A 24,346-nucleotide genomic window follows, 5' to 3' on the forward strand; every position below is an offset into this window, starting at 1 on the left:
GTCTTATCTCCAATACTATGGCATCATTGAGCTGAGACGATCACTGTGGTACACCGCCATAATTTTATTGGCGTACTCAGGGTCGGTTGCATAACCAGCATCTTGCAGTGCTTGGGTATAACGGGCAGCATCTGCTGCATTTTCAACGGCTTCACTATAACGAGGCTGTGTAGTCACAAATCGAGCGTAATCTTCCATAGCATCTTCTACGCTGGAATACGCTCTAAATGCCGCTTTTTGTTTTTGTGCTACGCCATTATTAAATTCTAAGGTATTCACAACAGCGTGATCGCCTTGCCACCCTTTACTTGCTTTAATTCCGAATAAATTATGCGAACTTTTGCCATCTGCAGTGTGGATAACAAACTTACCCCAGCCAGTTTCAACGGCGGCTTGTGATACTATGGCTTTGGCATCCATACCGTAGTTCGCCGCAATTTTTTCTGCAATAGGCAGCAGACTTTCAACGAATTGTTCAGGACTGTCGAACATTACGTCTTTCTGCGCAGATTGGCTACGAATGGAGCGCGATGATAATGCGACTTCTTGTGCCTGATTAACCTGCGCTACCCGTTGGCGATTAAGTGATGACAAATTGCCATCACTTCTTATTACACTGGCTGGTATATAGCTGTCTTCAGTTTGACCAAGCTGTTTAACAATAACATCCGCTAATCCCAATCCACCGCCTGACGTCAAATCAGTCGCTAATTGTTGGTCGTGCATATCCCGATAAAACTTCACTTGTTCAGAATTGAACGGGCTGCTCTCATCAGCTAACGCATCTTGTGCTTTGCGCATAGACTTCAGCATCATTTGGACAAAAATTGCCTCAAACTGTTGCGCCGCTTCCTGCAACACTTCTTTATCACCTGATGCAATGGCTTCACGCATTTTATTGATACTGCCCAAATCGTGGACATTACGCGCCATATCAAGCTGATTTTTAGTATTAAGCGCTTCCATCAGACGAACTCCGTTAGATAATGACCAGTTCGCCGCGCAAGGCGCCGGCTTGACGTAATGCTTCTAATATCGCCATCAAATCACCTGGTGCTGCGCCCACTTCATTTACAGCCCGAACCAGTTGATCAAGGGTTACGCCTGGCTCAAATTTAAACATGCGACTGTCAGCCAAATCCACATCCACAATAGACTGAGTGGTAATGGCGGTCTGTCCTTCGCCAAAGGCATTAGGCTGAGACACCTGTTGATTTTCTGAAATAGTTACCGTCAATCCACCGTGGGTAATTGCGGCCGGAAGTAAACGTACATCACTACCAATAACAATTGTGCCGGTACGACTGTTAATCACTACACGTGCAGGTGCATCTGCTGGAGTAAATTCAAAATTTTCCAATGTCGCCAAGAAGCCAACGCGTTGCCCCACATCACGAGGAGCAGAAACTCTCACGGAGGCTGCATCTATAGGCTTCGCAATGATATAACCGTTGTCAGGTTGTGCCCCTAGACGTTCATTAATAGTATCAGCCAATGCTTTTGCCGTCGAAAAATCAGGATAATGCAGATTAAGAGTAAGCGTATCACCATTGGCAAAACCACTGGGAACCGATTGTTCCACCATCGCGCCATTAGGAATACGACCAACAGTGGGTGTATTGACGACAATACGCGAACCGTCACCACCTTGAGCGCCAAAACCGCTTACCACTAAACTTCCTTGGGCCACGGCGTAGACTTTACCATCGACACCGCGCAAAAATGTTTGCAGTAACGTGCCGCCTTGCAGACTCGACGCCTCTCCTACCGATGACACGGTGATATCAATGGTTTGTCCTGGCTTTGCAAAAGCAGGTAAATCAGCATGTACTGCCACAGCAGCAACGTTTTTAATTTTAGGCTTAGTATTAGCATCTAAACTAATGCCGAAATTGGTCAGCATTGTGCGAAAACTTTGTTCTGTGAACGGGCTTTGCTCGCCGGTACCAGGTAGACCAACAACCAAGCCATAACCTACCAGTTGGTTGCTACGAACGCCTTGGATACTGGCTACATCTTTAATGCGTTGGGCGTGAGTTTGTGCACACACGCTTAATAAAAACACCGCAAGAACAACTTGAAATAACCGCATATCTACTCTCCTAACCACCTAAAGGGGCCACCAAGTGGAATCGAAAAACTGTGTTAACCATCCTTTTTCTTGTGCGCGCGCAAATGTCCCTGTACCTGAATATTGAATTCGCGCATTCGCCACTTTAGTGGAGACTATCTCATTTTCTGGGGTGATATCCGCAGGACGAATAATACCTGTCAGACGAATGTATTCATCACCCTGATTTAGCGTCAGCCATTTTTCACCGCGAATGACCAAGTTATTGTTGGGCAATACGTCAACCACGGTAACCGAAATGGCGCCTGATAATCTGTTGCTCTGATTAGCCGTCGCATCGCCTGAAAAATCTCTCGATGAGCCCAGTCCCAATTGGATAGATTCACCGCCAATATTAATAGCCTTTCCGCCTAGCCCAGTAATGGGGTTTAAATTCACATTGGTATCTTTTGCGGTACTGGTATCCGCTGATTTACTGGCCTGAGTATTTTCACTTAATGTCACAGTAATAATATCGCCTACCCGACGTGCCTTAACATCTGAATACAAGCTATTGGCCATGTACGACCGGAAAAGCGAGCCATCCTCGACTACAGTCTCTCTTGGATAATCAGGAACCACTGGTGCAAACGAGGGATCATTCGCCTGTACCGGAGGCTCGTTAGTGCTGGCACAGCCACCGAGCAGTGCCACTATCACAGTTAGACAGAAAATACGCATAACGCTACCTATTATAGTTGCTGGATAACTTGGCCAAGCATTTGATCCACCGACGAAATCACCTTAGAGTTCATTTCGTAAAGGCGTTGGCTTTCAATCAAGTTAACCAGTTCTTCGGTCACATTCACATTTGACGTTTCAAGCGTTCCTTGAGCAATAGTCCCTAATCCCTGTAACCCAGGTACGCCTTGTATTGGCGCACCACTTGAGGCAGTTTCCACATACAGGTTTTGACCTATTGGCTGCAGACCCGTTGGGTTCACAAAGTCAGAGATATTCATTTGACCTAACACCTGTGGCTCTGCCTGGCCGCGAATGCTTACGCTAATTTCCCCATCTTGAGAAATGGTAATCTGCTGTGCATCTTCTGGAATAGCTACCTCGGGCTGAAGTAGAAAACCCGCGCCTGAGGTCACAATTTGGCCCTGATCATTTAAGGAAAACTGACCGTTTCGCGAATACGCAATAGTGCCGTCAGGCTGCAGAATTTCGAAATAGCCACGTCCTTGGATAGACATATCCAACGCATTATCTGTGGTCAACAAGTTGCCCTGAGTGTGGGCTTTTTGTGTTGCCACCACTTTTGAACCTGAGCCTAACATTAAGCCAGAAGGAAGCTCAGTGTCTGCAGATGAACGGCCACCAGGTTGATTAATATTCTGATACAACAGATCTTCAAAGACGGCGCGGTCTTTTTTAAATCCCACAGTCGATGCGTTGGCGAGATTGTTAGACACCACCGCCACATCGGTTTGCGCGGCATCTAGGCCAGTTTTACTAATCCACAATGCTGGATGCATGTTAACCTCCGACGTTGTTTTACAACAACGATTATAAAAATTCGTTTACAGAATACGCAGCAACATATTGCCACGTGAATCCAGGTCTTCTGCTTGCTTCATCACTTTCACTTGCAGTTCGTAATGACGTTGTAGACTAATCAAATCCACCATTTCATCGACGGCATTAACGTTTGACCCTTCGAGCATGCCTGACATCACTTTGACGTTAGCATTGGCTGGAGCCAAAGAACCGTCTTCCATGCGAAACAATCCGTCAGTGCCGCGTTCCATGTCGGCGTAGTTAGGTCTGACAAGTTTTAGTCGACCCACTTCTTCGATGACATTTGCCGGCGCGCCAAGCTGGCGCATTGACAGTGTGCCGTCCGATGCGATGTTTAAGTTATCTAACGGCACGGGTAAGAAAATGGGACCGTTGTCACCTAGCACCACACGATCGTGAATGTCTGTCAAAATTCCGTCGTCACCTAACTTAAAGTTACCGTCTCTGGAATAAGCCTCTTCGCCATTTTGATCTTGTACTGCAAACCAACCGTCACCTTGAATAGCCACATCGAGGTCCCGATCTGTTTTAATCATCGGACCGGATTCATAGTTATTTGAAGGACTTTCAGTCATAGAAAAAACACGGGTCGGCAAGCCATCGCCGTATGCCGGCATCGACCTTGCCTGCTCCAGTTGAGCTCTAAATCCCGTTGTCTGTGCGTTGGCTAAGTTGTTGGCGCGAATACCAGTACCAAGCAGGTCTTGTGACGCGCCGCTAGCTGCAATATAGAGAAGTTTGTCCATGACTGACTTTTGACTCTGATTAAACCTTAAACAGGATTTTGCAAAGGCAGTGCCAATCTTTAGGAAATGTCAGTGATGAAAGATATAAATTGATAGATATTTGAATTTAATAAGAAAATATAATTTAGCTGAGCGACACAATTACTGTCATTTCTACAAAGATAAGGTGAACAACACGCCGTTTTGCCGCTAGTTTTGGGGAATGCGGCAAGTGTCGCAAACAAGATTAAAGCGCTGCAACGGCTAATAACCCAGCGTTAGTGAGTGGCGTGTGGCGATCTTTGCAGCGTAAACACGCTGCGAAGATCAACACGCACTAGTGTGGTCAATTATCGAATGTTCAGAATTGTCTGATTAAGTGAGTTGTTCACTTCAAGCGCACGGGAGTTAGCCTGGAAATTACGCTGAGCGATAATCATATCAATCAACTCAGTCGTTAAGTTCACGTTCGCCTGTTCAAGTGCTGATGAATTAATTTCACCGAATGTACCTGTAGTCGCCTCACCAGCCAATGCTTCACCAGACAGTATACTCTCTTTCCACTGAGTACCGCTCTCTTGGGTCAATCCCTGCTCGTTGGAAAAACGTACCAGCGCTACTCGAATGATAGGTTCTGAGGTACCGTTTGAGAATGTCGCACGTACCAAGCCATCTGGTCCAATATCAATGCCGGTCAAACGGCCTACTGGCAAACCGTCTTGCTCGAGCGAGGTCACTTCAAATGCCGATGCAAACTGAGTAGGCTCGTTAGGCGTAGCACTTCCAGGCGTTAGATTAAAATCAATACTGATTTGCTGGGTAGGATCAGAACCGTTCGCAAGAATGGTAGGACCCAGCGCTTCAGTTTGCATCTTAAAATCTGTTGTTGGCAAGCCATCTGGGGTTTCCATACCAACAAAGTCACCACCTTGAGAGAATATAAGCTTTGATGCAGTCACATCATTACCCGTATTCGCCCCCATTGCATGGGTAGCTGTAGCTGGGTCAGTATCTGCTCCAGTGGAGTCTGTCATGTCCACAAGGGTGTCATCAATGGCGGTTACTACAAACCATTCATTATCTACACCAGCGGTGCCGTCTTTAACAAAGTAATAAGTCATTACGTGGCTATCGCCGAGCGAGTCGTACACAGTAACTGAAGTCGCTGCATTGTAAGTGAGCGGGTCGGTAGGATCGAAGTCTGCTGGATCTAACCCTGTATCACCTGCTGGTAAGTTCATGCGAAGATCTACTTCAGTGGTACTTTGAGGTGAACCAGAAGAGTCGGGGATACGCACAGGTTCAGTAGTACTAAGTGCTACTGATGCGCTGGTGCCATCTGTGTTAACTGGAAAGCCTAATAGGTTATCTCCGGCACTGTTTACAACGAAATTGTCAGCGTCTAACTTAAATTGGCCAGCACGGGTAAACGAGAAATCACGAGAAGTAATATCCGGTACTGTCGCGAAAAAGCCGTTTCCAGTAATCGCAAGATCCAATGACGTATTCGTAAATTGCAAACTTCCTTGTGAAAACTGTTGTGCCACTTCTTGTGTTAGCACACCGTCACCGACTTTAGTTCTTCCGCCTGCCAGCAATGAAGCTGCATAAACGTCACCAAATTCAGCCCGTGACTCTTTAAAGCCAACAGTATTAACGTTTGCGATGTTGTTGGCGGTTACATCCAAATCTTTTTGTGCGGCAGATACGCCACTCAGTGCAATATTAAAAGACATTTTTGATTCTCCTACTAACTGCCGATTTGAATGACGTCATCAAGATTGATACTGACATCACCATCCAAATTCAAAATTACCCCTTGGCCACTTCCTGCCAAGCTTACACTTCCTACATGGCGATTAACCGCGGTGTTGAGTTTGACCCCTTCACCATTTAATTCACCTGTAGCACTAATTACATATTCACCCGGCAACATGTCGTTGCCATGTTTGTCTTTGCCATCCCATTCAAACTGGATATTTCCGGCAGGTTGAGTACCAGCGTCGATAGTCTTAATCACTTCTCCGTACTGGTTCTCTATTGAGATGGTCATGTTTTGAATTGTTTTCTCGTTAACAACTACACCAGAAATGCCGTCACCTTGATTTGCCATGAAGCCTACATTGCCTTGTACCAACACATTCTGCCCAATTAAGCTCGATGCCTGGAGGGCCTGATTGGAGGTCATGGAAGCGGCAAACGACTCGAACTTGGCATTGAGTTGCGATATACCATCAGCCATAGTGAATGATGTCATTTGAGCGACCATTTGATCGTTATCAACGGGAGCCGTAGGATCCTGATTAGCCAGCTGCTCTGTGAGCATTGAAAAGAAATCTTCTTGCGTCAGCTGTTGTTCAGTCCCATCAGCGACCTTGACGGTTTCTTCTTGCCAATACAGATCTGTATTTAAGCCGGTATTGTTAATAGTGTTCACTGTATCATCCTCACATTAAGCCAGCGGCAAATTATTGCCCTTGGCCCAGTTGCAGCACACGGCGGAAAATTCGTTTCGTCGTATCGGCGACTTGTACATTGGTTTCGTACGCTTTTGAGGCTGACATCATATTTGCCATCTCTTCGACGATGTTCACATTGGGTTTGTAGATATAGCCATTTTCATCGGCCATGGGATTATTGGGTGAATACTCTACTTGAAGCGGTGCATCACTCTCTACGACACCTTTTACTTCTACACCCACACCTTTTGACTGATCACGCATGGCGTTTTGAAGTGCAGTAGCAAAAACCGGGTGGCGAGCACGATAAGTCTCATCGTAACTGCTACTTACTGTATTAGCATTTGCGATATTACTTGCCGTAGTATTTAGGCGGACATTCTCAGCCTCCATACCCGTGCTAGATATCGACATTACATTAAATAAACTCATTATTACTGCCCTCCAGAGCTTAGCGCTTTTTTCATGCCTTTGATTTTGCCATTTAAAAACTCAAGGCTGGCTTGGTAACGCAGGCCATTATCTAAAAAGCGATTTCTTTCCGCCTGAACCTCTACAGAGTTGCCGTCACCGGTATCGGGTTGGGTTGGAATGCGATATTGCATGTCAAAATTTGCCGCCACTGAAGAAGGATTGCCGCTTAGGTGGCGATCATTTGTCTTAGCGAGGCCACGAGATGAGCCAGAGAAAGATCGACCAGAGCTTTCTCGCATCGCCGATTCCATTGCTGAGTTAAAGTCGATATCTCTCGCTTTGTAACCAGGCGTATTCGCGTTAGCCAAATTGCCAGCAATCACTTCCATACGCTCGGTGCGTATTTTAAGTGCTGACTGATGGAACCCCACCAATTTGTCTAAATTAATAGCCATAAATTGACCCCTGATTTGCAACTTGTCGTTTCGATTAACACAGCGTCTTGGAAGACAAAACCCTATTTTGGGAAGCTGTTTAAAGAAATAGTTAGCAAAGCAAATGCCAATATGTGTTTTTGACGGAGGTATTTTGCGGGGAATTAGGGGGGAATTCAGTAAAAACGCTTACTAATCAACCCCCTAAACTATTTTATTTTTTTTGATAATAAAGGCCGGGGTGGCACTTCACCATACTGTAAGTGTCGCTAGCTGCGCTGATAGACTCTGAAGCGCCAAGGAATAGAACACCGTTAGCTTGCAGCTGTCCGGCAATTTGTTGCAGTATGCGCTGTTTGACTTCCGGCGAAAAGTAAATGAGAACATTGCGGCAAAAAACGATGTCAAAGCGGCCAAGCGCGGCATAACTTGTTAGCAGATTTAAGCTTCTAAATGAAACCATGCGACGAACTTCAGGCCTAATTTGCATTAGCCCTGTTTCATGAGGCTGGAAAAAAGCCTCGCGACGTTGAGGGGAAAGACCTCGTGCGAGAGAAAGCTCGTCATAAACGCCTTGCTCGCATTTGTTTAGCATTTCAGATGATAAGTCAGTGGCAACAATCTCAACACCAGCGCGGAGCGAACCTGGCTGTTGTCGCTGATACTCTAAAATTGACATCGCAATGGAGTACGGCTCTTGTCCCGAGGAACAAGCTGCACTCCAAATGCGAATTTTTTGATTTTTTGCAGCAAGACTAGGCAGTAGATTTTTGACCAGTAAATCAAACGGGTAATTGTCGCGAAACCAGAGGGTTTCATTAGTGGTCATCGCATCGATGACCCCTTGAAGCAATGCCCTATCAAAACCTTTTACCACAACATTGATCAGTTCGTCTGCAGATTCGTATTTATGTTTATATAACAACGACGCAAGTCGACTTCTCACGAGATATTGCTTGTTATCCCCAAGCACAATGCCGCACTGTTTTTCGAGAAACTCTCTAAATTTTACATAGCTCTCTGGCGAAACATCTTTATTAGCCAATCCTGTAATACTCCGTTATTCACACTCAGTCATCAGCCACTTCTGTACGGCAGTAGCTAACTCATCGGGGTGAAATTTGGCGATAAAGTCGTCTGCGCCAACCTTTTGTACCATCGCTTGGTTAAATACACCACTTAGCGAGGTATGCAGTACCACGTGAAGCTTTTGCAGTTCAGGCGTATTTTTTATCTCGGCCGTCAACGTGTAACCATCCATTTCCGGCATTTCAATATCTGATACCAATACACCGACTCGGTTAGTTACATCGCCATACTCCTCGGCAATTTCTTTCAACCGGTTTAATGCTTCAAGGCCATTTTTGGCTACTTCAATTTCAATTCCAAGTGATGTAAGTGCCTTTTTAACCTGATTACGCGCTACTGAAGAGTCATCGGCAATGAAGATAATTTTATTTTCTTGCCCTTCGGTGACTAGTCCTTCCGCGATATCAGAGCTTACTTCTGCGTTAAGTGGAGAAATTTCGTTGAGAATTTTTTCAACGTCCAAAATTTCAATAAGCTCGTTTTCTACTTCTGTTACGGCGGTTAAGTAGCTTGCTCGCCCTGTACCTTGCGGCGGAGGCATTATTGCATCCCAGTTGGTATTAATAATGCGCTCAACGGCGCCAACAAGGAAACCTTGAACGGAACGGTTGTACTCAGCAATTACAATAAATGCATTTGACAAGTCTTCGATTTTTCGACCGCCTGTAGCCATACTCAAATCGATAACTGAGATGGTTTGACCTCGAATATGCGCTACGCCGCGTACAAGTGGGTTAAGCTTGGGCATGGATGTTAGAGGTGGGCACTGAAGCACTTCACGAACCTTAAAAACGTTTATTCCAAAGCGCTGGCGGCCATTCAATCTAAACAATAGCAGCTCCAAGCGATTCTGCCCTACAAGCTGAGTGCGCTGGTTAACTGAATCTAAAATCCCCGACATAAGTCACCTCTAAATAATACTGGGCATGATCATTGCCTCTTCTAGTTAAGATAGACAATATCATTAAATTTTTGCAGGTCAAACGACAGAAAAATGACACTTATTTTCGCTTTTCGGCGTGTTAAGGCGTTTTCAAACCTTTGCTCCTGCACTGATTACAGTAAGCATAGACAAAAACTCACAAACTGAACACGAAAAGTAATGATGAAAAAAACAAATGTTACGAAGAACTTTATTTCCATGCGTATCATCACACTCATTGTGTTGAGCATACTCTCATTTACAAGTATTGCAGCACAAAGTTTAACGCAGACAGTAGAAGATGGCGCTAAGCACTATCTTCTCTCACAGCTTGCTGATAACACGGCAGATACTAGCATTGATGTCGAAATTGTGAAGATAGACGATAGGATAAATATTCCTAACTGCCCTACTGGTTTTCAATACAATACTTCACAAGAGTCGTTGAATCAGTCCTATATCTCTGTCAGGGTCAGTTGCGGCAATAACGATTGGTATTTATTTACCAGTGGTCAGGTTACACGTACAAAAGAAATAGTAGTAACCCAAGGAGCAATCAGTCCAGGTACTGTACTGACTTCCTCAAATTTGACCTTAGCAAAAGTTGATGTTCGCAAACTGCGCTACACCGCATATACTGACATGGAGTCACTCATTGGGGCGCGAATGAAACGCCGTGTTACAGATGGCCAAGCCATTCAAGCAAATATGCTATGCTTTATCTGTAAAGGCGATAGGATTACGATATCTGCAGAGATTGCTGGAATGGAGGTCAAAACGGCTGGTATAGCGCAACAAGATGGTGTGGTTGGTGACAATATCAAAGTGATAAATGCCAGTAGCCAAAAGGCGGTGATAGCAAGAGTCGCCAGTCCCGAAGAAGTCGTGATACACTTGTAAATGATGCAGTGAAAATCTACCATTTTTGTTTGTAAAAAGGCTAAAGAAAATGCTGCGCCGGCCGATACATTTTATAGAGGCAAAAAGGTAGTGAGGACTATTTATGGCAATTAACAATATAAACAATGGGTTACCTAAAACACCCGTTGACAATGGGAAGGTTGCGCAACAAAACCAGTCGCAACAACTTCAACAACAAACATCGGCGCAAACAGCGTCAACTTCGCCTGCACCGCGTCAAGACTCCGTCTCTTTGACTCAGTCAGCGCAGCAATTGAATCAGGTTCAAAAGAAAGGTTCTGAAGCACCTGTGAATCGCGAAAAAGTGGATCGCCTGAAAAAAGCCATTGAAAGTGGTGAGTATCGCGTTAATCCCGAAGTACTAGCGAAGAAGATTGCCAAACTTGAATCTGAAATTTTCAGTTCTAAATAAGAGTTGAGTGTATAGTGGCTGAACAAGGGCATAATTTAACAAAAGCGATAGCGAAGCAGGTTGAACAGCTTTCTGCGCTTAGCCTTATCCTTGAAAAGGAATTACAGTTGATCAGCTCTCGTGATGCAGAGTCGCTTATGAACCTGCTGGACGAAAAAACACAATTACTCGAAGCTATTCAAAAGCAAGATATTAGCGTTGAACGAATGATTCACGCCCCAACCGATATTACGCCTGAAGATGAAGCGTTATTGGCGAAAAGTAAGTCATTGCTAGAAGACTGTAAATACCGTACTCAAGTCAATCAAAAAGCGGTTGAGCAAGGCCAGTTACGCCTCACACACTTGCGCAACTTGATGATGGAAGTACGTGCAAAAGAGTCCCTCACCTACGACAAGAAAGGCAAGCCCAAAGGCGGCACATTAGGTTCTGGCGTAAGCGCCTAAACGCCCGTTTACTCTAAATAGCGTAGAGCCCACACACTAATAATATTTAACGTCTTTCACTCTGCGTGGTTTTGCTGTAGTAAGGTAAATATCATACACCTGTTTCATGTCTAACGAGAGCTCGGTAACATATGTATCGTCGCCTACGGGATAGGCTTTCACTACATCAGCGCCTCTAATCACCCCCTCAACCGAGGCTTTAAGCATTTCGCTTTCTACTACAAGGCTGGATAGCGACTGGCTACCTTCAATTTTCTGACCATAAACTTGTTCAGTGAGTTCTCGGTACGCTTCCAGTTTTGACGCCTTCATCGCCATGATCAACTTCATACTTTCACTTTCACCACGCTGCGAGGCGATAGGCGCATACCCTACTGCCGTTAATACCGGGTAAGTTTCGGGCTCGACTGTTTCCCACTCAACGTGTTTATCAATAATGCCACATCCCCCCAGACTTACCATTGCGCAAGTCAGCGAAGCTGCTACTAGTCTTTTTGATTTTTTCAACACGTTCGATACCATGGTACTCTTTCCCACTTTGAATCTTCACCAAAATATAGGCTTCAATAACAGCTGAACAATATCACTCTGCTATTATTCTCTATTTGTTGCATACAAGTTGAGGTATTTTACAAATAGCCTACCCACTTTATGGAAAACAAATTACACAAAAGCATGCTGCAAAAAGCACGCCTATTTTCCATTTAGGGTGAAAATCGGCACTTCTCAGCCTTACCCTATAATCCCACCCTTACCTTATAAAATAATCATTACCTATTAGTAGTTGGCATTTTTCTCGCATATACCTTAGGGCGCGTTGATCTTTACTGTACGAATTTTGGTCTATATGAAAGCATTTTAATCGCGAAACAGCCCTGCAGGCATAGTTGTTCTACGTCAAAGGGCTGTGACAAAGAGTAAAATGCTTTCATGACGACCCCTTCGGGCAGCGCTTGTGCGCCATTTATACTGCGTTGACTGTTTTTGATTTAGTCCCACTAGACCTGCAAACAGTCGCCTTGCCTAAATGGCGCACAAACTGCTGCAAAAGTGCACTGCAAAGATCAACACGCCCTAATCAAAGTGAATTTAGTGCGACATACACGCACTAAAATGACGTAGGACTGGATGAGGTGGGTACAAAGGCGCATTCAGGTAGCATTACTTGGTCAAGGCTGTTTAACGCATTAGCCTCCCACCGTATAACGTTTTTTTGACACTCCAGTTTGGTCAGTCGAAAGTGAAAATTTTTTTGAGGTCTGTCGTGCAACAAGTAAGCCCTATCAGTTTTAACAAAACGCGCAGTATCACGGTGGCTTTGCTTTGCCTATTTTATTTCATTGTGGGGCAAGCCAATGCCGTATGGTATGAAGCGAAGGGCCAGGCCGTTGTCATAAACGACGACAAAGAAGGGGCAAGGAAAAAGGCCACACAAGAAGCACTAAAACAAGCGATGTTGTTTGCGGGAGCTTCTATTCACAGCGTACAACGACTTACGAATGGCTTACTCGAAAATGAAGAAATGACCATTCGTACGACTGGTGAAGTAGAACAATTGGAAATTGTTGGTGAAGTGTTTAGAGGGGATGTGGTCACCGTCACTGTCAGAGCTGATATTTTCCCACGAAGCAAAGCGTGCACAGCTCAGGCTGATGAAAAACATTTTGCTACAACCCACTTTCTTGTTCGCAATCGTCAGCACCTAACCTTGGGCAATCTATCAAGGTTTGATGAAGCCTTAACTGACCGTTTTGCAAACGCCATGAAAGAAACCACCGAACATTTAAAAGTGACTTATATCGCACCGCATACCACCAACTTTCATCGTCGTGCTACTGTTGAAAACGTAAGAACACTTTCTGCCAATGGCAATACCCAATTTGTGTTAATTGGTGCTATAGATGATTTAAGCGCCCGCTCCGCCAAATCGTCAATATTCACCCCCTGGCGAAACAACGAAACAACGCGTGTATTCGCTATGACAATCAATGTTTACGATGGCATAAACGGCGGTCTGCTGTATTCGAAAGCCTACAGCACTAACGCGCAATGGACGTTTGACAGATTCGAAACTGTAGATGAATTTTCGTCACAATTTTGGCAATCGACATACGGGAAAGCGGTGGATACCGTAATGGCAGAAGCCATTCAAGACATACAAGCCGCAACTGCCTGCCAACCCGTGACAGGGCGTGTTATTCAAGTAGCTGGTGATACTGTCTCGATCTCATTGGGGCGTGATAATGGCATTGTCGAAAACGATGAGTTATTTCTATATCAAGCTAAAGAGGTGATTGACGGCCGTGGTCAGAAATACCTTCAATACACTTTGTACCCTGGTACTTTTGTGGTTGAAAACACCTTTGGGAATTCGTCGACAGTGGTGAATAAAAGTACCGGCTTGATAACCAATATTCAAGAGAATGACTTCGTGGTTAAAAAGTAGTGGTAAATTACTCTTCCCTAAATTAACCAGTTATATATTTACAGGTTAAGAGTACATTCGGCGCCGCAATAAATCATAAAAGCACTGAAAAATCAGCTAATTGGAAGTTAGAAAGATATAACGCCTATCGCTTTCTAACTCCCAATTAATACGCTACGTCGTTAACTCCTGAATGATAAATGCTCTACCATCAGCATTTAAAAGCTGATTATCTCCCAGTTCAACAAATGGGGTTGTCCAATGGCAATGCCCAAACACGATTAAACTTTCGCCATTTTTGCTGAGTAACGCATTAATTGCTTCATTTCCAAACTGATCATTTACCAAATCATTTGGTCCTTGATGTAGAAGGATGATTTCTGAAGCAGAATCACAGGATTTCTTCAAAAGTTTTAAGAAGGTCTTTTCCGTTTTTCGTTGATTTCTTTCACGCTCCCCGATTATGCCTGATACGCCCGAGAAACGGATACCATTTGTCGTGACTTCATCTCCATCTAATATGGTGATATTTTCTGACAACATATCTTCTTGCACTTGATCATGATTACCGTGAACGCCAATAACCTGCTCGAATTCTTTGGCAAACGCATTCCATACACTTGTTACATCCCCCGTACCACCTCGTTTACGGAAGTCTGGGTAATCATACAAATCACCACACAAAGCAACTAATTGAACATTTGGGATTTCTTCGAGTTCACGTAATAGTGACAATTCATCTGCAACCAGTTCACCTATCAACCTGTTACTTTTTGCATCTTCCCTACCTTGTAGGTCCGAAACTACAACAAAAGGCTTTCCTCCCTCTGGTAGCTTCTCTACATATGCTTTGTAAATGGGAAAGAGAGCCTTATCTGGTTTTCCTCCTTTACCAGATGTTAAGTATGGTATTTGGTAAAAAGGTTCTTTCTCTATACTCAAAAGTTTCATCGTTATTACTCCTTAAAACTAACTTGAAACTGAAAATCGTATGTTAACTTAGCGTTATTCAACTCTGCTCACCAGAGTATTAATCTATTGAATTTAAATGCAAATTGAGTGACTAGCATAAAAGTAAAAACAATCTTTCACTAGGGTAGCCCTTTGGTTAAATACAATACGCGCGTTTGCTAATTTGTAGTCAACACTATAGTGGAATATCCACGCTTTCAAAGTTTCTATTACAGGGTTTCCACTTTTCAAAATTCCAGGTGAAAATCACTAAAAATAGATTTTCTCATTTATTCGACCTCTAGAAATTTACTATTAAACATGTTGATAATAACGCCTCTCAAAAGTTAGTTTGGCTTTGTTATCCCTGCCATATCGAGAAGTTTTTCGTAAGATACTCTCAAGCTGCGCTCTCTAAGTAACTCTGTTCTTATTTTCTCCGTGATAGCAATTACACGCTGATATTCTTGATTACCATCGACGAGCTGCGCTTTAAGTAGCTCGTTTTCGGCTTCTAACTGATCAACTTTTTCATCCCTATTCATTATTTTTACCACATCAAGACTAAATTCAATTGTGATCACTACGGCCCAGTGACCATACCTTTCCTGTAACAATAACTAACCACTAAAGTTCACTAATGAAGGCAAAGGAAACACTAGATCTTCTTCATTTTGGTAATAACTAAAGTACCCCAATGTACTTCGACAAGTTTCCCAACTTTCTGGGCAAACATCATACCTAAACCATCTAGAGAGCGAGTTCACTCCTTCCAAAATAAAAGAGTCGGTCAGCATCCATGCAATAATACAAAAGCAGTTCAAAAAAAGTACGAGCGTATTATTTTCCTTTATATAATTATTCTTTAATGTTTTGTGAAGCGTATTTGAGAACAAAAACATATTCTCTATAGGGCCAGAACTTCTGGCTTAAATTAACAACAAAGGTAGCTTCTTATTTGTATTGTTTCGAAGCTCTTCCACCCAACTTTGGCAGGCGATAGCCATAACAGTATAAAGTCACAAGCGCTGCTAAAATCCATGAAAATGGGATCACCATGACATCGTGATTAAACTGGCTGTTAAAAAATGCAAACGTATTTTGACAGCCAGCCCAAGAGTCTGGACAAATGTTGCTTCTGAAAAAATATGCAATACTATCAATTACATCAAATACCCAAGAGTCATGAAGTAACCAAGCAAAAATTCCAAAAAAAATCATAAATACAACGTACATTTAACACCTCTTGTTTAGTTTTATTTGTTAACTTTTGATGGAGATTAGCTTAGCTCAAACCAACTTTCTCTTGGTCGCCAGAATCACGACAAAATTACTCAAAGTGTCTAGCCAAAGCTTCAGGCAGCTGTTTAAATGCTTGAATATAGTGCTCTGCGTCTGAACGAGCTCTATGTTGCTTGTCTCTGGCTAACTGATTGATAATTTGTTTAAACGCATCAGTTTTATCTGCTCCCCAGAATTCATAGAGCTGATTAATATCCGCAAGTTTGAAGAACGGCGCGACACGAGCCTGGATAAAAAGCGTGGTTAGCCATTCTCCATCAAGCGCTAACATGTCACAAAACAAAAGTTTTCCCTGCAGTGACTCGTTTAAACGAGACACTGCAGAAAAAGTATCTATACCTTCAGCAAGTAATTGTGCTTTTGAGATACCGTGAACAGAATGTTCTGCATGGTCGTCCCAATAGCCTCTTTCTAGCCAATCAGCGCAAGGTTTTATTAAAAAATCGTCACTCAATCCCTGCTCGCTCATCCAGGCGACTTCAATGGGATAGCTTGCATCACCAAATCCAGATGATTCGATGTCTAAAAAGAGAAATTCGCTTTCAATAAAGTTGTGTTTAGTGAGTGGTGCGGTATAAGACATATCAAAAAGCATCGGTACTCCTTAATGAATAAAGCCAATTGAGTGTGATTGCTGCATTATCTCTTCTTCGGTAAAGTCACTTGGTTGTAGTGATACTTTGAATCGCTTTTGCCTATCCGCTCTTTTTAATCCTTGTTTTATTGCTTGATCGATAGCTGATTTAGCAGATCTTGGTGTTAATTTTTCAAATGCGTAAAAACAAGCTTGAGGCACATCGGGCTCAAAAAACTGGAAAAGTTTTTTTTCTTCTAGTAAAGCGTGATAAATATTTTGCCCTATAACTCTCATTTGGCTTTTATCTGGTGCACTGATTGTGAAGTTTTTCAGTCTGGAGCGCAGTGCTGGAAGCAAATTATCGATATCGTTTGTTGTGGTAAACATTAATAAATAAGAAAAATCGACATGAACTCCCATGAAATTCTCTTTAACTCTTTTTCTTTGTTCACTTTCAAACAGCCCATAAAGTGACGGAGCAATATTATGCTCACCTTCACTCTTCACTAAGCAAACTTCATCGATTAATATTGAGACTTGCGCATGATCACTATTAAGTAGACATGCTTTAGCTATTGCACCTAACTCGGCCCCCTTCCAGGTTTTGTGTGCACCGAGTACTTCAAAAGGGCCACCCATTGTTGAAACAGGAATTGTGTTAAAGGCTACGCTTAAAGCGGTGCTAATAGCAGCAACCACTTGAGACTTACCTATACCTGGTTGTCCATCAAGGTTAATGACAGGCAGTTTGACTGGTTCGTTTGCAAAATCCGCTTCCCTCAAGCAATCTTCAATGAAATTAATCAGTTCTTCAAAATTTGGGAACTGCTTTCTTAGCGTTTCCATTCTTTCGACATAATCGCGTGGCGGGTAGATTAATTCTTTACAAGCGCCTTTTTGCTTAATCAATTCGAGTACTTCAATTTGATGCCGGTTATCCGCCATTAATATCTCCGCTTCCAGTTCCTCGACGTTAAACAACTGAGCTTTACGTTTAACAATCTCAGAATTCCGCCTGGCATTGTCTTCCCCCCCCTCAAAGCCCATTCCTTCAAATAGTTCATTAACAGAGTCTTGCCTAAATAGTTTTTTTATTTTTTGCTGAGCTTCGTCTAGATTCATTTGGCGAAAGTCACCTTCAAATTGTTGACACTGCTCAATAACAATTTTTTGCGCTTCGATACTCTGAGCTTGGCTTACTTCATGTTTAAGTTTCCAATTCTCGTAGTCTAAGAAACACTTTTGTTTAGCTAAAAATTTATTGAACGAGAGCATGGAACTGTGTCTGCAACAATAAACGGTGGCATCAGTAATAATTTCTTTGTTTGTATCTTTAAGCATTGAATACCAAACAGATTCATCAAATTGATTAATCTGCTCAAATGACTCCGCATTCCACTCTTGCTCTGGTGATTCAAGATGCTTAGGGCTGTTAACCAACTCTTGCTGATGAGAATGAATATCTCTAATGATTTTATTAAAGTGCTTCAATCCAATGTTAAATGATGTGTACGACGGTACTCTTTGATGCATTCCATTTGATAATTGGCTGTTGAAATTAGCGTTTTCAATATTACTTGCCATCCCGTTTGCCAACCTTGGCTCTAAATATTCTATAAATGAGAAAACTTGCTCTTCTTCAAGCAAACTAAATGCTTTAGCCAAACATTGATATTGTTGCTGATTAAGCACTTTATCAACAGTTTGCGCATAAACGTGAGCTGTAGAGTTTATAGCTCTTTCAATGTAGCTTTTTCTTTTGCACTGCACTGAGAATCCCAAAGCAGCAGGTGTACGCAGTAATGTTTCTAGCTTTCTAATAACAATGTTAATTGACGAAACAAGTACATTTTCAGGGGCATGAGTTATCTGTGAAACTTCTTTCATTATTTTATTTCTGCGCTTAGCTGGCAGTATGTTCAGTAGCCCATCCCTCAAAAGGCTATTTTTGTATGAGTAGACAACTAGCGTTAACGTATCATCGTCAATCAACGGAAGGATTGAGATTAGCTTTTGACGGCCGTAATTGTGAAGCTTATAAAAGTCGTCACTGCACTCAGCTTCAATCACAGATGCTTGACGTTCACCTTGACTAAGCAACTTATGTTTGGAGCGTTCTAACTGTTTAATTAAGTTTTGATAAGCAAGTTCTGCTTCTGCTAATGTAGAGGTTACAAAGTGCTTTGCTCTAGGTGCTAGGTACTGAGCTTCCGGAGCTTCTGATTGAAGTAAGTAGGTAATCGTTTCTTCACATTGTAAAAAAGCGGTTGCTTTTAAGAACTTGTTTAAGCTTGTATTACTTAATGCATCGCGAATAACGATGGGGGAATAGGATGTTAATTGATTCAGGGACGCTAACCCTGTTTTTACTACTACCTCTTCATATTTAATTAGGTTTTCTTGTTGGTTATACAGCATGCTCATACTCCTCTGAATGCGAGGAGTATGAGAACATAACTTTTGGATGTTTACGTCGCCAGAAATTGAAGTTTCATATACATAAGTGACAATAACAACTTCATAGAACCAACTAAGACAATTAACTTGTCTTTAATGACAGTACTTATTGCTTCAACCTATATTTAATGTTTTTCACTAAACTAAATAGTAGTGAAAGTACAAATATCCCTGCCAGTAACAATAAAATCCCTCCCGCCAATCGTTTTGGAAGGTACTCTGCACTTATAAATATTAACAAAGCAAAGTTCAAAAGCAGCACCCCATTGAACTTTAAAAAGTTTTTTAAGGTAGGGATTCTATTACGAAGTTTAATTAGCCCTAAAATTGTTAAATATAGAAGCACGGATAACACGGCAAACTGAAAAATTGCGCCAATGCTTGGTAAATACACTTCGCTTAATGACCAGTTGACTCTGAATGTTTTGTGAAAGTTCATATGTCCATGAAATACCTCTGATATCCACAAAGACAAAGTGCCAGAACTTGCCACACCTAAAAATTTATAGCGGATAGATTGATACTTAAATTTTACTTGTGAAAAGCAAAACAAAACAAAAAAGCTAGTTATAACAAAAAAATAAGAAAACCAAGAAACGCGATGTTCGTAAATATCAAATCGAAAATAATGGGCTATTCCAATTACAACAAGCGCTATTATTGAAAATAGAAATGAGCCGCCGATAAAATCAACTTCAGTTAAGTCTTCAAAATTTTCTAGTTCTTTATGCTTTTTCGAATCAGCCATTAATGAAAATCCGATTAGCCATAAATTGACGACGTAAACTATAAAGCCCCCCCACTCCCACGCGTGAGCAGCCCAGTTTACCAATAATAACAAGAATAAAGTGCCGACCAATCTTTTAGATATTGCAGCCGCTAAGAGCGCGACTATAGCGCCCCCAATGATATGACCAATTACCGAAGGTATTGATGTATCAAATAGTGAAGCAAGAATTGCTAAAACAGCCACGATGCCAAAAGCTATGAGGGTTTCCTTTGGATTCTTTGCAAAAGCATATTGAAGTGGATTCATTAAAACCTCTTTTTATTTTATTTTATTTTTATAAATTAGTAGTAATGGCAGTTAATACTGGAATTCTGAAAACAACGAGTTCATCGCTAAAACTACTTTCATTAGAGTTTATTATTAGTTCACAAGCTGCTTCTCATTTAGTAATAGAGAAACTATTTTATAAAAGCCCCTCTTCGAGGACAGATACTATTTTTATGTTCTTGTACTCATTGTAAAGCTGGTATTCCCATGAGCTTTCTAAGTGCGCATTTAATGAATTAATGTCATTATTTAACTGCTCAAAATCAGCTGAATTTACCATCTCTGATAGGGAGTTATATATATTAGATAATTGTTGACTACCGTTTTCAGACCCTAAAAACTCCCAAAACAACTCTAATTCTTTGGTTGTACGATTATTCGTTGCAACTAATATCTCTGTAGACTTTTCATCTAACCATTCAGCTGACTTTTGATTAAGTTCTTCGTCTGAAACTAAGTCAAACTCAATGTCCTGCATGAAACTAGTCAATACTTGTTGCTGTTCCTTTTGTGCGAGTCTTGAAAAAGGGCTAGCTTCAATTGATTCAAATATGCTATCTAAAATGCCTCGAATAAAATCCTCTATTTTTTGTAGTACAGGGGGCTTAGCAAATTTATCATCAGCATTTTTCAAATAAGTTAAATACTGAGATAAGCATTCTTGATTAAAGCTCATATACTTTGTATCAACTATAGGGCTGTTAGTTAGCCGCTCAAGCATGGATATAGGCAATGAAATGTTTGGTGTGTTTTTAAGTTTATTTAGCCAATCAATTGTATCTAGAAACAGTTGATTGAAAGTTTGAACCCCTTTCCATAAAAGGGTTGTATCTAATGTAAAACTTGACGACGGGCTAAAAGGAACTTGATAGTTTATTTCAACCCCAAATCCTTCCCAGATTACGCCATAGTTATATTCATTAAATAATTTACCTTCTAAGTAAATTGGCTTTTCAATAACGCCATATCTTAACTTAGGTAGCCACCTTGGTTCGCTATTAAAAGCTTTTTCATATTCGACAAACAAAGTCTCTTCAGAACGAATCTCGTCAAGTAAATTAATCGTTAACGGCCTACCAAAAACAGTGACTACTTCAACTTCATCAATATAAGTTCTAGATTTGTTGTTTGAAGTCTCTAGAATCTGATACGTTAAGTTCTTAAGCTTCTGTGCTGTAATAGGTTTGTATTCTCTATTCCAAATGGTAGCGCGTAAGTCTTCATCTAACTTAGCCATTAATTGATTTTGCTTTTCCTTAACAGGGGCCAATGTGCTTAGCAAAATATCCAATAATACACCGAGCCTAGTTTCGTCATATGCTAATACCGAGAATAAATGACATACTAGTTTCCAATACTTTCCAAACTCTTTGGCTGGTGAATCAATAGTAATGGTTTCACCACCAAGGTTTATTTCTGTGCTTCTCTGATTGTCTCTTACAAAAGGAAGCCAGCCTAAGCCAAGGTGATTAGTCCATTCTTGTTGTAATAGCTTTAATTTAAGCAGTGCTTCATATATTTCTTCTTTGACTTTTACAGGCGTGCACTTACGAGTCAATGATGAAAAATACTCTTTAATATCACATTCAAGCAACTCTAAAAAAACTACCGCTAAGCTAAAAACATCATCTGACTTTCTTAATACTTTATTACTATCAGCTAGCTCCAAATATCTATCGGAAGTATAAATGGTAGAGCCAGCGGTAATCGAAATGTCCTCAGAAGATACCGCAGCGCTGAAGTCAATTAACGTCGGTTCACCATTTGAATCAACAATAATATTACTTGGATTAATATCACCATGAACTAACCCGGCCGAGTGAACGGCTGACACTGCATCAATAATTTTCCTAAAGAAAATAATACGTTGATTAAAGGCTAATTGAGGTAGTTCACATGCTAAGTAATCATTTAACGTGCGAGATTTTGGATGGTACTCCATCACTATGCCGTAGACATATTCTACTGCTTTGAGAGATTGAATTTCTGACTCTGGATGCGCCTTATCAAACATCAATTCCGATGTTGGTATTTTTAAAAAGTCATAAACCTCTACTATATTAGACTGCCTTAGTTTAGCTAGCTTTTGTGCTTCATGAAGCATAAATGAAGCTTCACCGTTTGGCGAAATTGGAACGATAACCTTAACCGCAACATCACGTTGCAATACATTATCTCGGCACAAAAATACGCTACCAGAGCTACCTGCTCCTAGTTGATTAATTATTTCGTACTTAGAGCTACTACCTAATGAAGAGAGCTTTGAAATCGTCATTCTGTTGGAATGAAATCGATTTATTAGGATAGCTTTGTGTGGAAGCGTTTTCGATTTATTAATAAGAGATTTGAACTTCCCTTCTGTCTGACTTTTGGCTACAGCTTCTATTATTTTACTTTTGCTAGCATTCTCATAGTTTTCATCAATTTGATCTGGCTTAACCTCATTTGTAACCCACTTTTCACTTCTATCTAATAAGAATGATTCAAATACATGGGTAGTGAACAAAGCTTTATCAAGTGAGAAAAACATATTCTCCCAAATATGTGTTAAATGTGATGTTGACAGTAACTTACTGAGTTCTTCAATAGATGATTTATCAATCTTCACTTTAGCCAAAGATTGTATAAGTTCAGACTCTTCTATTTTATTCGCATGGAAACAAGCGAGCCTCTCCATGTATATGTCGAAAGCTTGACCAAGCACGTCAGCTTCAACTTTCTCACTAATTTCTTTTTCGTTATATAAAGGAGCTAATGCTGTGGGAACAGATTGATTAGATAAAATATCCAAGCTAAATGTATTAATAAAATCTGTATACCAGTTTTGAAAACTGAGTTTGTTATCAGCTAAATAATTCTCACCAATATGCTTATCGAGTATATAGTCCTTCAAATTGCCTGCTGTCTTGCTGGCGCTCAACTCTTTTACTCTTATTATTCTTGTCGGCTTACCGTAAAAAGCTTTTGCGTGGTATTGAACAAATTCTTCGAGACTTTCAAATGCGCCATCAACGTTGTGCTCACCCCGCTGATATAAATAACAAAGCCACAGTTTAGATATGGCAATACAGCAAGTCTTATGATAGTCAAACTTAGCATTTACCATATTGATCAAAGAGTTTTCTTCACTGCTTATTGACCAAACGCTCAATATTTTCTTGAGTGCAGATATTGAAGATATTCGCTTAATAGCCAATGCGATTAGCAAATCATCACTTTCTTTTACTAACTTATGGTCTATACCTAAAAAAATCAGATGTAGAAATACATCAGATATATTTTCCTTGAATAAGTTTTCATCCGACAAAGGCTTTATATGCTGGCTTAATTTTATAAGCAGACTAGGAATATCATTAAATAAATGGTTTAGATTAGCATTGAGTAACTCAACTGGCTTAAACCCATTACCTTCTGACGTTGAAAAGCCCTTTGTATTCCATAGCTGAGCGGATAAATTATGTGGACTCTTTTGAGTATAAATACTATCTGATAGCTGCTCTAAAACATTCAGGGTTTCTTTATTAAGCTTTTTTGTTTGAGTAAACGCCCGAATAAACCCTTTTGACAAACTCGGCATACAACTCACATCTTGGTTTTCTATCCATCCATGAATTAAACTTTTTCTACAGCAAGTAAAAAGCTCCATATTTAGGTGGCTTGATGTTGAGTTATAAATACTGTGGAATTTCTTTAACTCTCCCCACAATAAAGGTGTGTTGTGCGGTAATTGCTCTCCCTCAGAGATAACACTTATTAAAATTGATTTAATCGCTGCACTCTTTAGGTTTCTTTCCTCATCATCTAAAAATTTCTCATCAATATAATCAGAATAAATCAGCCTCTGCTCTAGCTTTATGTTATTTAGATACTCTTCTATAGATACTTCTTCTTCATTAGCGCAATAAGCAACGACATCGCGGCAATTTTGATAAATCTCAGGATGATTTTTTGATTCTGTTTCACCCTCAAAAACAAATTCAAAAAAACTAGTCTGCACACTGCTATAGTTATTTTTGGTTTTAGCGTTTTTTTCAACCACTGAACTTTCAATGAAACTAAGGACTTTTTTAGCTAGTTCTCGAATAGAGTCTCTTTCCTGATTTTTTGTATCCATTTTGAAT

General features: G+C 41.1%; 23 protein-coding genes. 4 read left to right on the forward strand and 19 right to left on the reverse strand.

Annotation, left to right across the window (positions count from 1 at the left end; all coding sequences use genetic code 11):
- Nucleotides 1-15: 15 nt before the first annotated feature.
- The 11 genes from flgJ to ACMCM8_RS11935 all read right to left on the reverse strand — a co-directional run bounded on the left by flgJ (nucleotide 16) and on the right by ACMCM8_RS11935 (nucleotide 9,656).
- Nucleotides 16-966, reverse strand: coding sequence for a flagellar assembly peptidoglycan hydrolase FlgJ (flgJ, locus tag ACMCM8_RS11885; RefSeq protein ID WP_412722829.1), 951 nt, complete (start codon nucleotides 964-966; stop codon nucleotides 16-18).
- A gap of 13 nt (nucleotides 967-979) precedes the next feature.
- Nucleotides 980-2,092 carry a flagellar basal body P-ring protein FlgI gene (locus ACMCM8_RS11890; RefSeq protein WP_412722830.1) on the reverse strand — a complete coding sequence of 371 codons (1,113 nt, stop codon included), beginning with the start codon at nucleotides 2,090-2,092 and terminating at the stop codon, nucleotides 980-982.
- 18 nt (nucleotides 2,093-2,110) lie between these two features.
- The gene (gene flgH / locus ACMCM8_RS11895; protein ID WP_412722831.1) at nucleotides 2,111-2,791 is read right to left on the reverse strand and encodes a flagellar basal body L-ring protein FlgH; all 681 of its coding nucleotides are present in this window, start codon (nucleotides 2,789-2,791) and stop codon (nucleotides 2,111-2,113) included.
- Between the two features lie 11 nt (nucleotides 2,792-2,802).
- Nucleotides 2,803-3,591, reverse strand: a complete 789-nt coding sequence (flgG, locus tag ACMCM8_RS11900) for a flagellar basal-body rod protein FlgG (protein WP_412722832.1) — start codon at nucleotides 3,589-3,591, stop codon at nucleotides 2,803-2,805.
- 45 nt (nucleotides 3,592-3,636) lie between these two features.
- Nucleotides 3,637-4,380 (reverse strand): flagellar basal body rod protein FlgF, encoded by a 744-nt coding sequence (locus ACMCM8_RS11905; RefSeq protein WP_412722833.1) that lies wholly within the window; start codon nucleotides 4,378-4,380, stop codon nucleotides 3,637-3,639.
- Between the two features lie 329 nt (nucleotides 4,381-4,709).
- Nucleotides 4,710-6,095: a flagellar hook protein FlgE gene (flgE, locus tag ACMCM8_RS11910; protein ID WP_412722834.1), complete on the reverse strand. Its 1,386-nt coding sequence runs from the start codon at nucleotides 6,093-6,095 to the stop codon at nucleotides 4,710-4,712.
- Nucleotides 6,096-6,109: 14 nt separating this feature from the next.
- On the reverse strand, nucleotides 6,110-6,796 hold the full coding sequence (locus ACMCM8_RS11915) for a flagellar hook assembly protein FlgD (RefSeq protein ID WP_412722835.1): 687 nt from the start codon (nucleotides 6,794-6,796) through the stop codon (nucleotides 6,110-6,112).
- A gap of 31 nt (nucleotides 6,797-6,827) precedes the next feature.
- Nucleotides 6,828-7,250 (reverse strand): flagellar basal body rod protein FlgC, encoded by a 423-nt coding sequence (gene flgC / locus ACMCM8_RS11920; protein WP_412722836.1) that lies wholly within the window; start codon nucleotides 7,248-7,250, stop codon nucleotides 6,828-6,830.
- A 2-nt stretch (nucleotides 7,251-7,252) separates the two neighbouring features.
- A complete protein-coding gene (gene flgB / locus ACMCM8_RS11925; RefSeq protein ID WP_412722837.1) occupies nucleotides 7,253-7,687 on the reverse strand; it encodes a flagellar basal body rod protein FlgB in 435 nt (144 codons plus the stop codon).
- A gap of 193 nt (nucleotides 7,688-7,880) precedes the next feature.
- A complete protein-coding gene (locus ACMCM8_RS11930; protein ID WP_412722838.1) occupies nucleotides 7,881-8,711 on the reverse strand; it encodes a CheR family methyltransferase in 831 nt (276 codons plus the stop codon).
- A 15-nt stretch (nucleotides 8,712-8,726) separates the two neighbouring features.
- Nucleotides 8,727-9,656 (reverse strand): chemotaxis protein CheV, encoded by a 930-nt coding sequence (locus tag ACMCM8_RS11935; RefSeq protein WP_412722839.1) that lies wholly within the window; start codon nucleotides 9,654-9,656, stop codon nucleotides 8,727-8,729.
- Nucleotides 9,657-9,857: 201 nt separating this feature from the next.
- Here ACMCM8_RS11935 and flgA point away from each other — a divergent pair, with 201 nt between their 5' ends.
- The 3 genes from flgA (at nucleotide 9,858) to flgN (ending at nucleotide 11,456) form a co-directional block, all read left to right on the forward strand.
- Nucleotides 9,858-10,577, forward strand: coding sequence for a flagellar basal body P-ring formation chaperone FlgA (flgA, locus tag ACMCM8_RS11940; protein ID WP_412722840.1), 720 nt, complete (start codon nucleotides 9,858-9,860; stop codon nucleotides 10,575-10,577).
- A 103-nt stretch (nucleotides 10,578-10,680) separates the two neighbouring features.
- Nucleotides 10,681-11,010, forward strand: a complete 330-nt coding sequence (gene flgM, locus ACMCM8_RS11945) for a flagellar biosynthesis anti-sigma factor FlgM (RefSeq protein WP_412722841.1) — start codon at nucleotides 10,681-10,683, stop codon at nucleotides 11,008-11,010.
- 14 nt (nucleotides 11,011-11,024) lie between these two features.
- The gene (gene flgN, locus ACMCM8_RS11950; protein ID WP_412722842.1) at nucleotides 11,025-11,456 is read left to right on the forward strand and encodes a flagellar export chaperone FlgN; all 432 of its coding nucleotides are present in this window, start codon (nucleotides 11,025-11,027) and stop codon (nucleotides 11,454-11,456) included.
- A gap of 36 nt (nucleotides 11,457-11,492) precedes the next feature.
- Here the strand turns inward: flgN and ACMCM8_RS11955 are convergent, their stop codons facing one another.
- Entirely contained in the window at nucleotides 11,493-11,978 is a 486-nt protein-coding gene (locus tag ACMCM8_RS11955; protein WP_412722843.1) for an LPP20 family lipoprotein, read from the reverse strand.
- Between the two features lie 742 nt (nucleotides 11,979-12,720).
- On the opposite strand from ACMCM8_RS11955, the gene ACMCM8_RS11960 reads away from it, so the two are divergent.
- Complete coding sequence (locus ACMCM8_RS11960; RefSeq protein WP_412722844.1) at nucleotides 12,721-13,902, forward strand: flagellar assembly protein T N-terminal domain-containing protein; 1,182 nt, start codon at nucleotides 12,721-12,723, stop codon at nucleotides 13,900-13,902.
- Nucleotides 13,903-14,055: 153 nt separating this feature from the next.
- On the opposite strand, the gene ACMCM8_RS11965 is transcribed toward ACMCM8_RS11960, so the two are convergent.
- The 7 genes from ACMCM8_RS11965 to ACMCM8_RS11995 all read right to left on the reverse strand — a co-directional run bounded on the left by ACMCM8_RS11965 (nucleotide 14,056) and on the right by ACMCM8_RS11995 (nucleotide 24,339).
- On the reverse strand, nucleotides 14,056-14,832 hold the full coding sequence (locus tag ACMCM8_RS11965) for a metallophosphoesterase family protein (protein ID WP_412722845.1): 777 nt from the start codon (nucleotides 14,830-14,832) through the stop codon (nucleotides 14,056-14,058).
- Nucleotides 14,833-15,179: 347 nt separating this feature from the next.
- Nucleotides 15,180-15,416: a hypothetical protein gene (locus ACMCM8_RS11970; RefSeq protein ID WP_412722846.1), complete on the reverse strand. Its 237-nt coding sequence runs from the start codon at nucleotides 15,414-15,416 to the stop codon at nucleotides 15,180-15,182.
- Nucleotides 15,417-15,786: 370 nt separating this feature from the next.
- Entirely contained in the window at nucleotides 15,787-16,068 is a 282-nt protein-coding gene (locus ACMCM8_RS11975) for a hypothetical protein (protein WP_412722847.1), read from the reverse strand.
- Nucleotides 16,069-16,162: 94 nt separating this feature from the next.
- On the reverse strand, nucleotides 16,163-16,729 hold the full coding sequence (locus tag ACMCM8_RS11980) for a hypothetical protein (protein ID WP_412722848.1): 567 nt from the start codon (nucleotides 16,727-16,729) through the stop codon (nucleotides 16,163-16,165).
- Nucleotides 16,730-16,738: 9 nt separating this feature from the next.
- Nucleotides 16,739-19,129, reverse strand: a complete 2,391-nt coding sequence (locus tag ACMCM8_RS11985) for an AAA family ATPase (protein ID WP_412722849.1) — start codon at nucleotides 19,127-19,129, stop codon at nucleotides 16,739-16,741.
- A gap of 145 nt (nucleotides 19,130-19,274) precedes the next feature.
- The gene (locus ACMCM8_RS11990) at nucleotides 19,275-20,204 is read right to left on the reverse strand and encodes a hypothetical protein (protein ID WP_412722850.1); all 930 of its coding nucleotides are present in this window, start codon (nucleotides 20,202-20,204) and stop codon (nucleotides 19,275-19,277) included.
- A gap of 157 nt (nucleotides 20,205-20,361) precedes the next feature.
- Nucleotides 20,362-24,339: a serine/threonine-protein kinase gene (locus tag ACMCM8_RS11995; protein WP_412722851.1), complete on the reverse strand. Its 3,978-nt coding sequence runs from the start codon at nucleotides 24,337-24,339 to the stop codon at nucleotides 20,362-20,364.
- Nucleotides 24,340-24,346: the final 7 nt, after the last annotated feature.

It is taken from the genome of Alteromonas sp. D210916BOD_24 (genome assembly GCF_047159385.1).
In the GTDB taxonomy this organism is placed as follows: Bacteria; Pseudomonadota; Gammaproteobacteria; order Enterobacterales; family Alteromonadaceae; genus Alteromonas.

What these genes read in the sequence shown, in the direction of transcription:
- flgA (WP_412722840.1), top strand. Translation starts at nt 9,858, where the DNA reads ATGATGAAAAAAACAAATGTTACGAAGAACTTTATTTCCATGCGTATC.
- flgC (WP_412722836.1), bottom strand. Translation starts at nt 7,250, where the DNA reads ATGAGTTTATTTAATGTAATGTCGATATCTAGCACGGGTATGGAGGCT.
- ACMCM8_RS11995 (WP_412722851.1), bottom strand. Translation starts at nt 24,339, where the DNA reads ATGGATACAAAAAATCAGGAAAGAGACTCTATTCGAGAACTAGCTAAA.
- ACMCM8_RS11980 (WP_412722848.1), bottom strand. Translation starts at nt 16,729, where the DNA reads ATGCTTTTTGATATGTCTTATACCGCACCACTCACTAAACACAACTTT.
- ACMCM8_RS11990 (WP_412722850.1), bottom strand. Translation starts at nt 20,204, where the DNA reads ATGAATCCACTTCAATATGCTTTTGCAAAGAATCCAAAGGAAACCCTC.
- ACMCM8_RS11975 (WP_412722847.1), bottom strand. Translation starts at nt 16,068, where the DNA reads ATGTACGTTGTATTTATGATTTTTTTTGGAATTTTTGCTTGGTTACTT.
- ACMCM8_RS11905 (WP_412722833.1), bottom strand. Translation starts at nt 4,380, where the DNA reads ATGGACAAACTTCTCTATATTGCAGCTAGCGGCGCGTCACAAGACCTG.
- flgE (WP_412722834.1), bottom strand. Translation starts at nt 6,095, where the DNA reads ATGTCTTTTAATATTGCACTGAGTGGCGTATCTGCCGCACAAAAAGAT.
- ACMCM8_RS11965 (WP_412722845.1), bottom strand. Translation starts at nt 14,832, where the DNA reads ATGAAACTTTTGAGTATAGAGAAAGAACCTTTTTACCAAATACCATAC.
- flgM (WP_412722841.1), top strand. Translation starts at nt 10,681, where the DNA reads ATGGCAATTAACAATATAAACAATGGGTTACCTAAAACACCCGTTGAC.
- ACMCM8_RS11955 (WP_412722843.1), bottom strand. Translation starts at nt 11,978, where the DNA reads ATGGTATCGAACGTGTTGAAAAAATCAAAAAGACTAGTAGCAGCTTCG.
- ACMCM8_RS11935 (WP_412722839.1), bottom strand. Translation starts at nt 9,656, where the DNA reads ATGTCGGGGATTTTAGATTCAGTTAACCAGCGCACTCAGCTTGTAGGG.
- ACMCM8_RS11985 (WP_412722849.1), bottom strand. Translation starts at nt 19,129, where the DNA reads ATGCTGTATAACCAACAAGAAAACCTAATTAAATATGAAGAGGTAGTA.
- flgH (WP_412722831.1), bottom strand. Translation starts at nt 2,791, where the DNA reads ATGCGTATTTTCTGTCTAACTGTGATAGTGGCACTGCTCGGTGGCTGT.
- ACMCM8_RS11890 (WP_412722830.1), bottom strand. Translation starts at nt 2,092, where the DNA reads ATGCGGTTATTTCAAGTTGTTCTTGCGGTGTTTTTATTAAGCGTGTGT.
- flgJ (WP_412722829.1), bottom strand. Translation starts at nt 966, where the DNA reads ATGGAAGCGCTTAATACTAAAAATCAGCTTGATATGGCGCGTAATGTC.
- flgG (WP_412722832.1), bottom strand. Translation starts at nt 3,591, where the DNA reads ATGCATCCAGCATTGTGGATTAGTAAAACTGGCCTAGATGCCGCGCAA.
- flgB (WP_412722837.1), bottom strand. Translation starts at nt 7,687, where the DNA reads ATGGCTATTAATTTAGACAAATTGGTGGGGTTCCATCAGTCAGCACTT.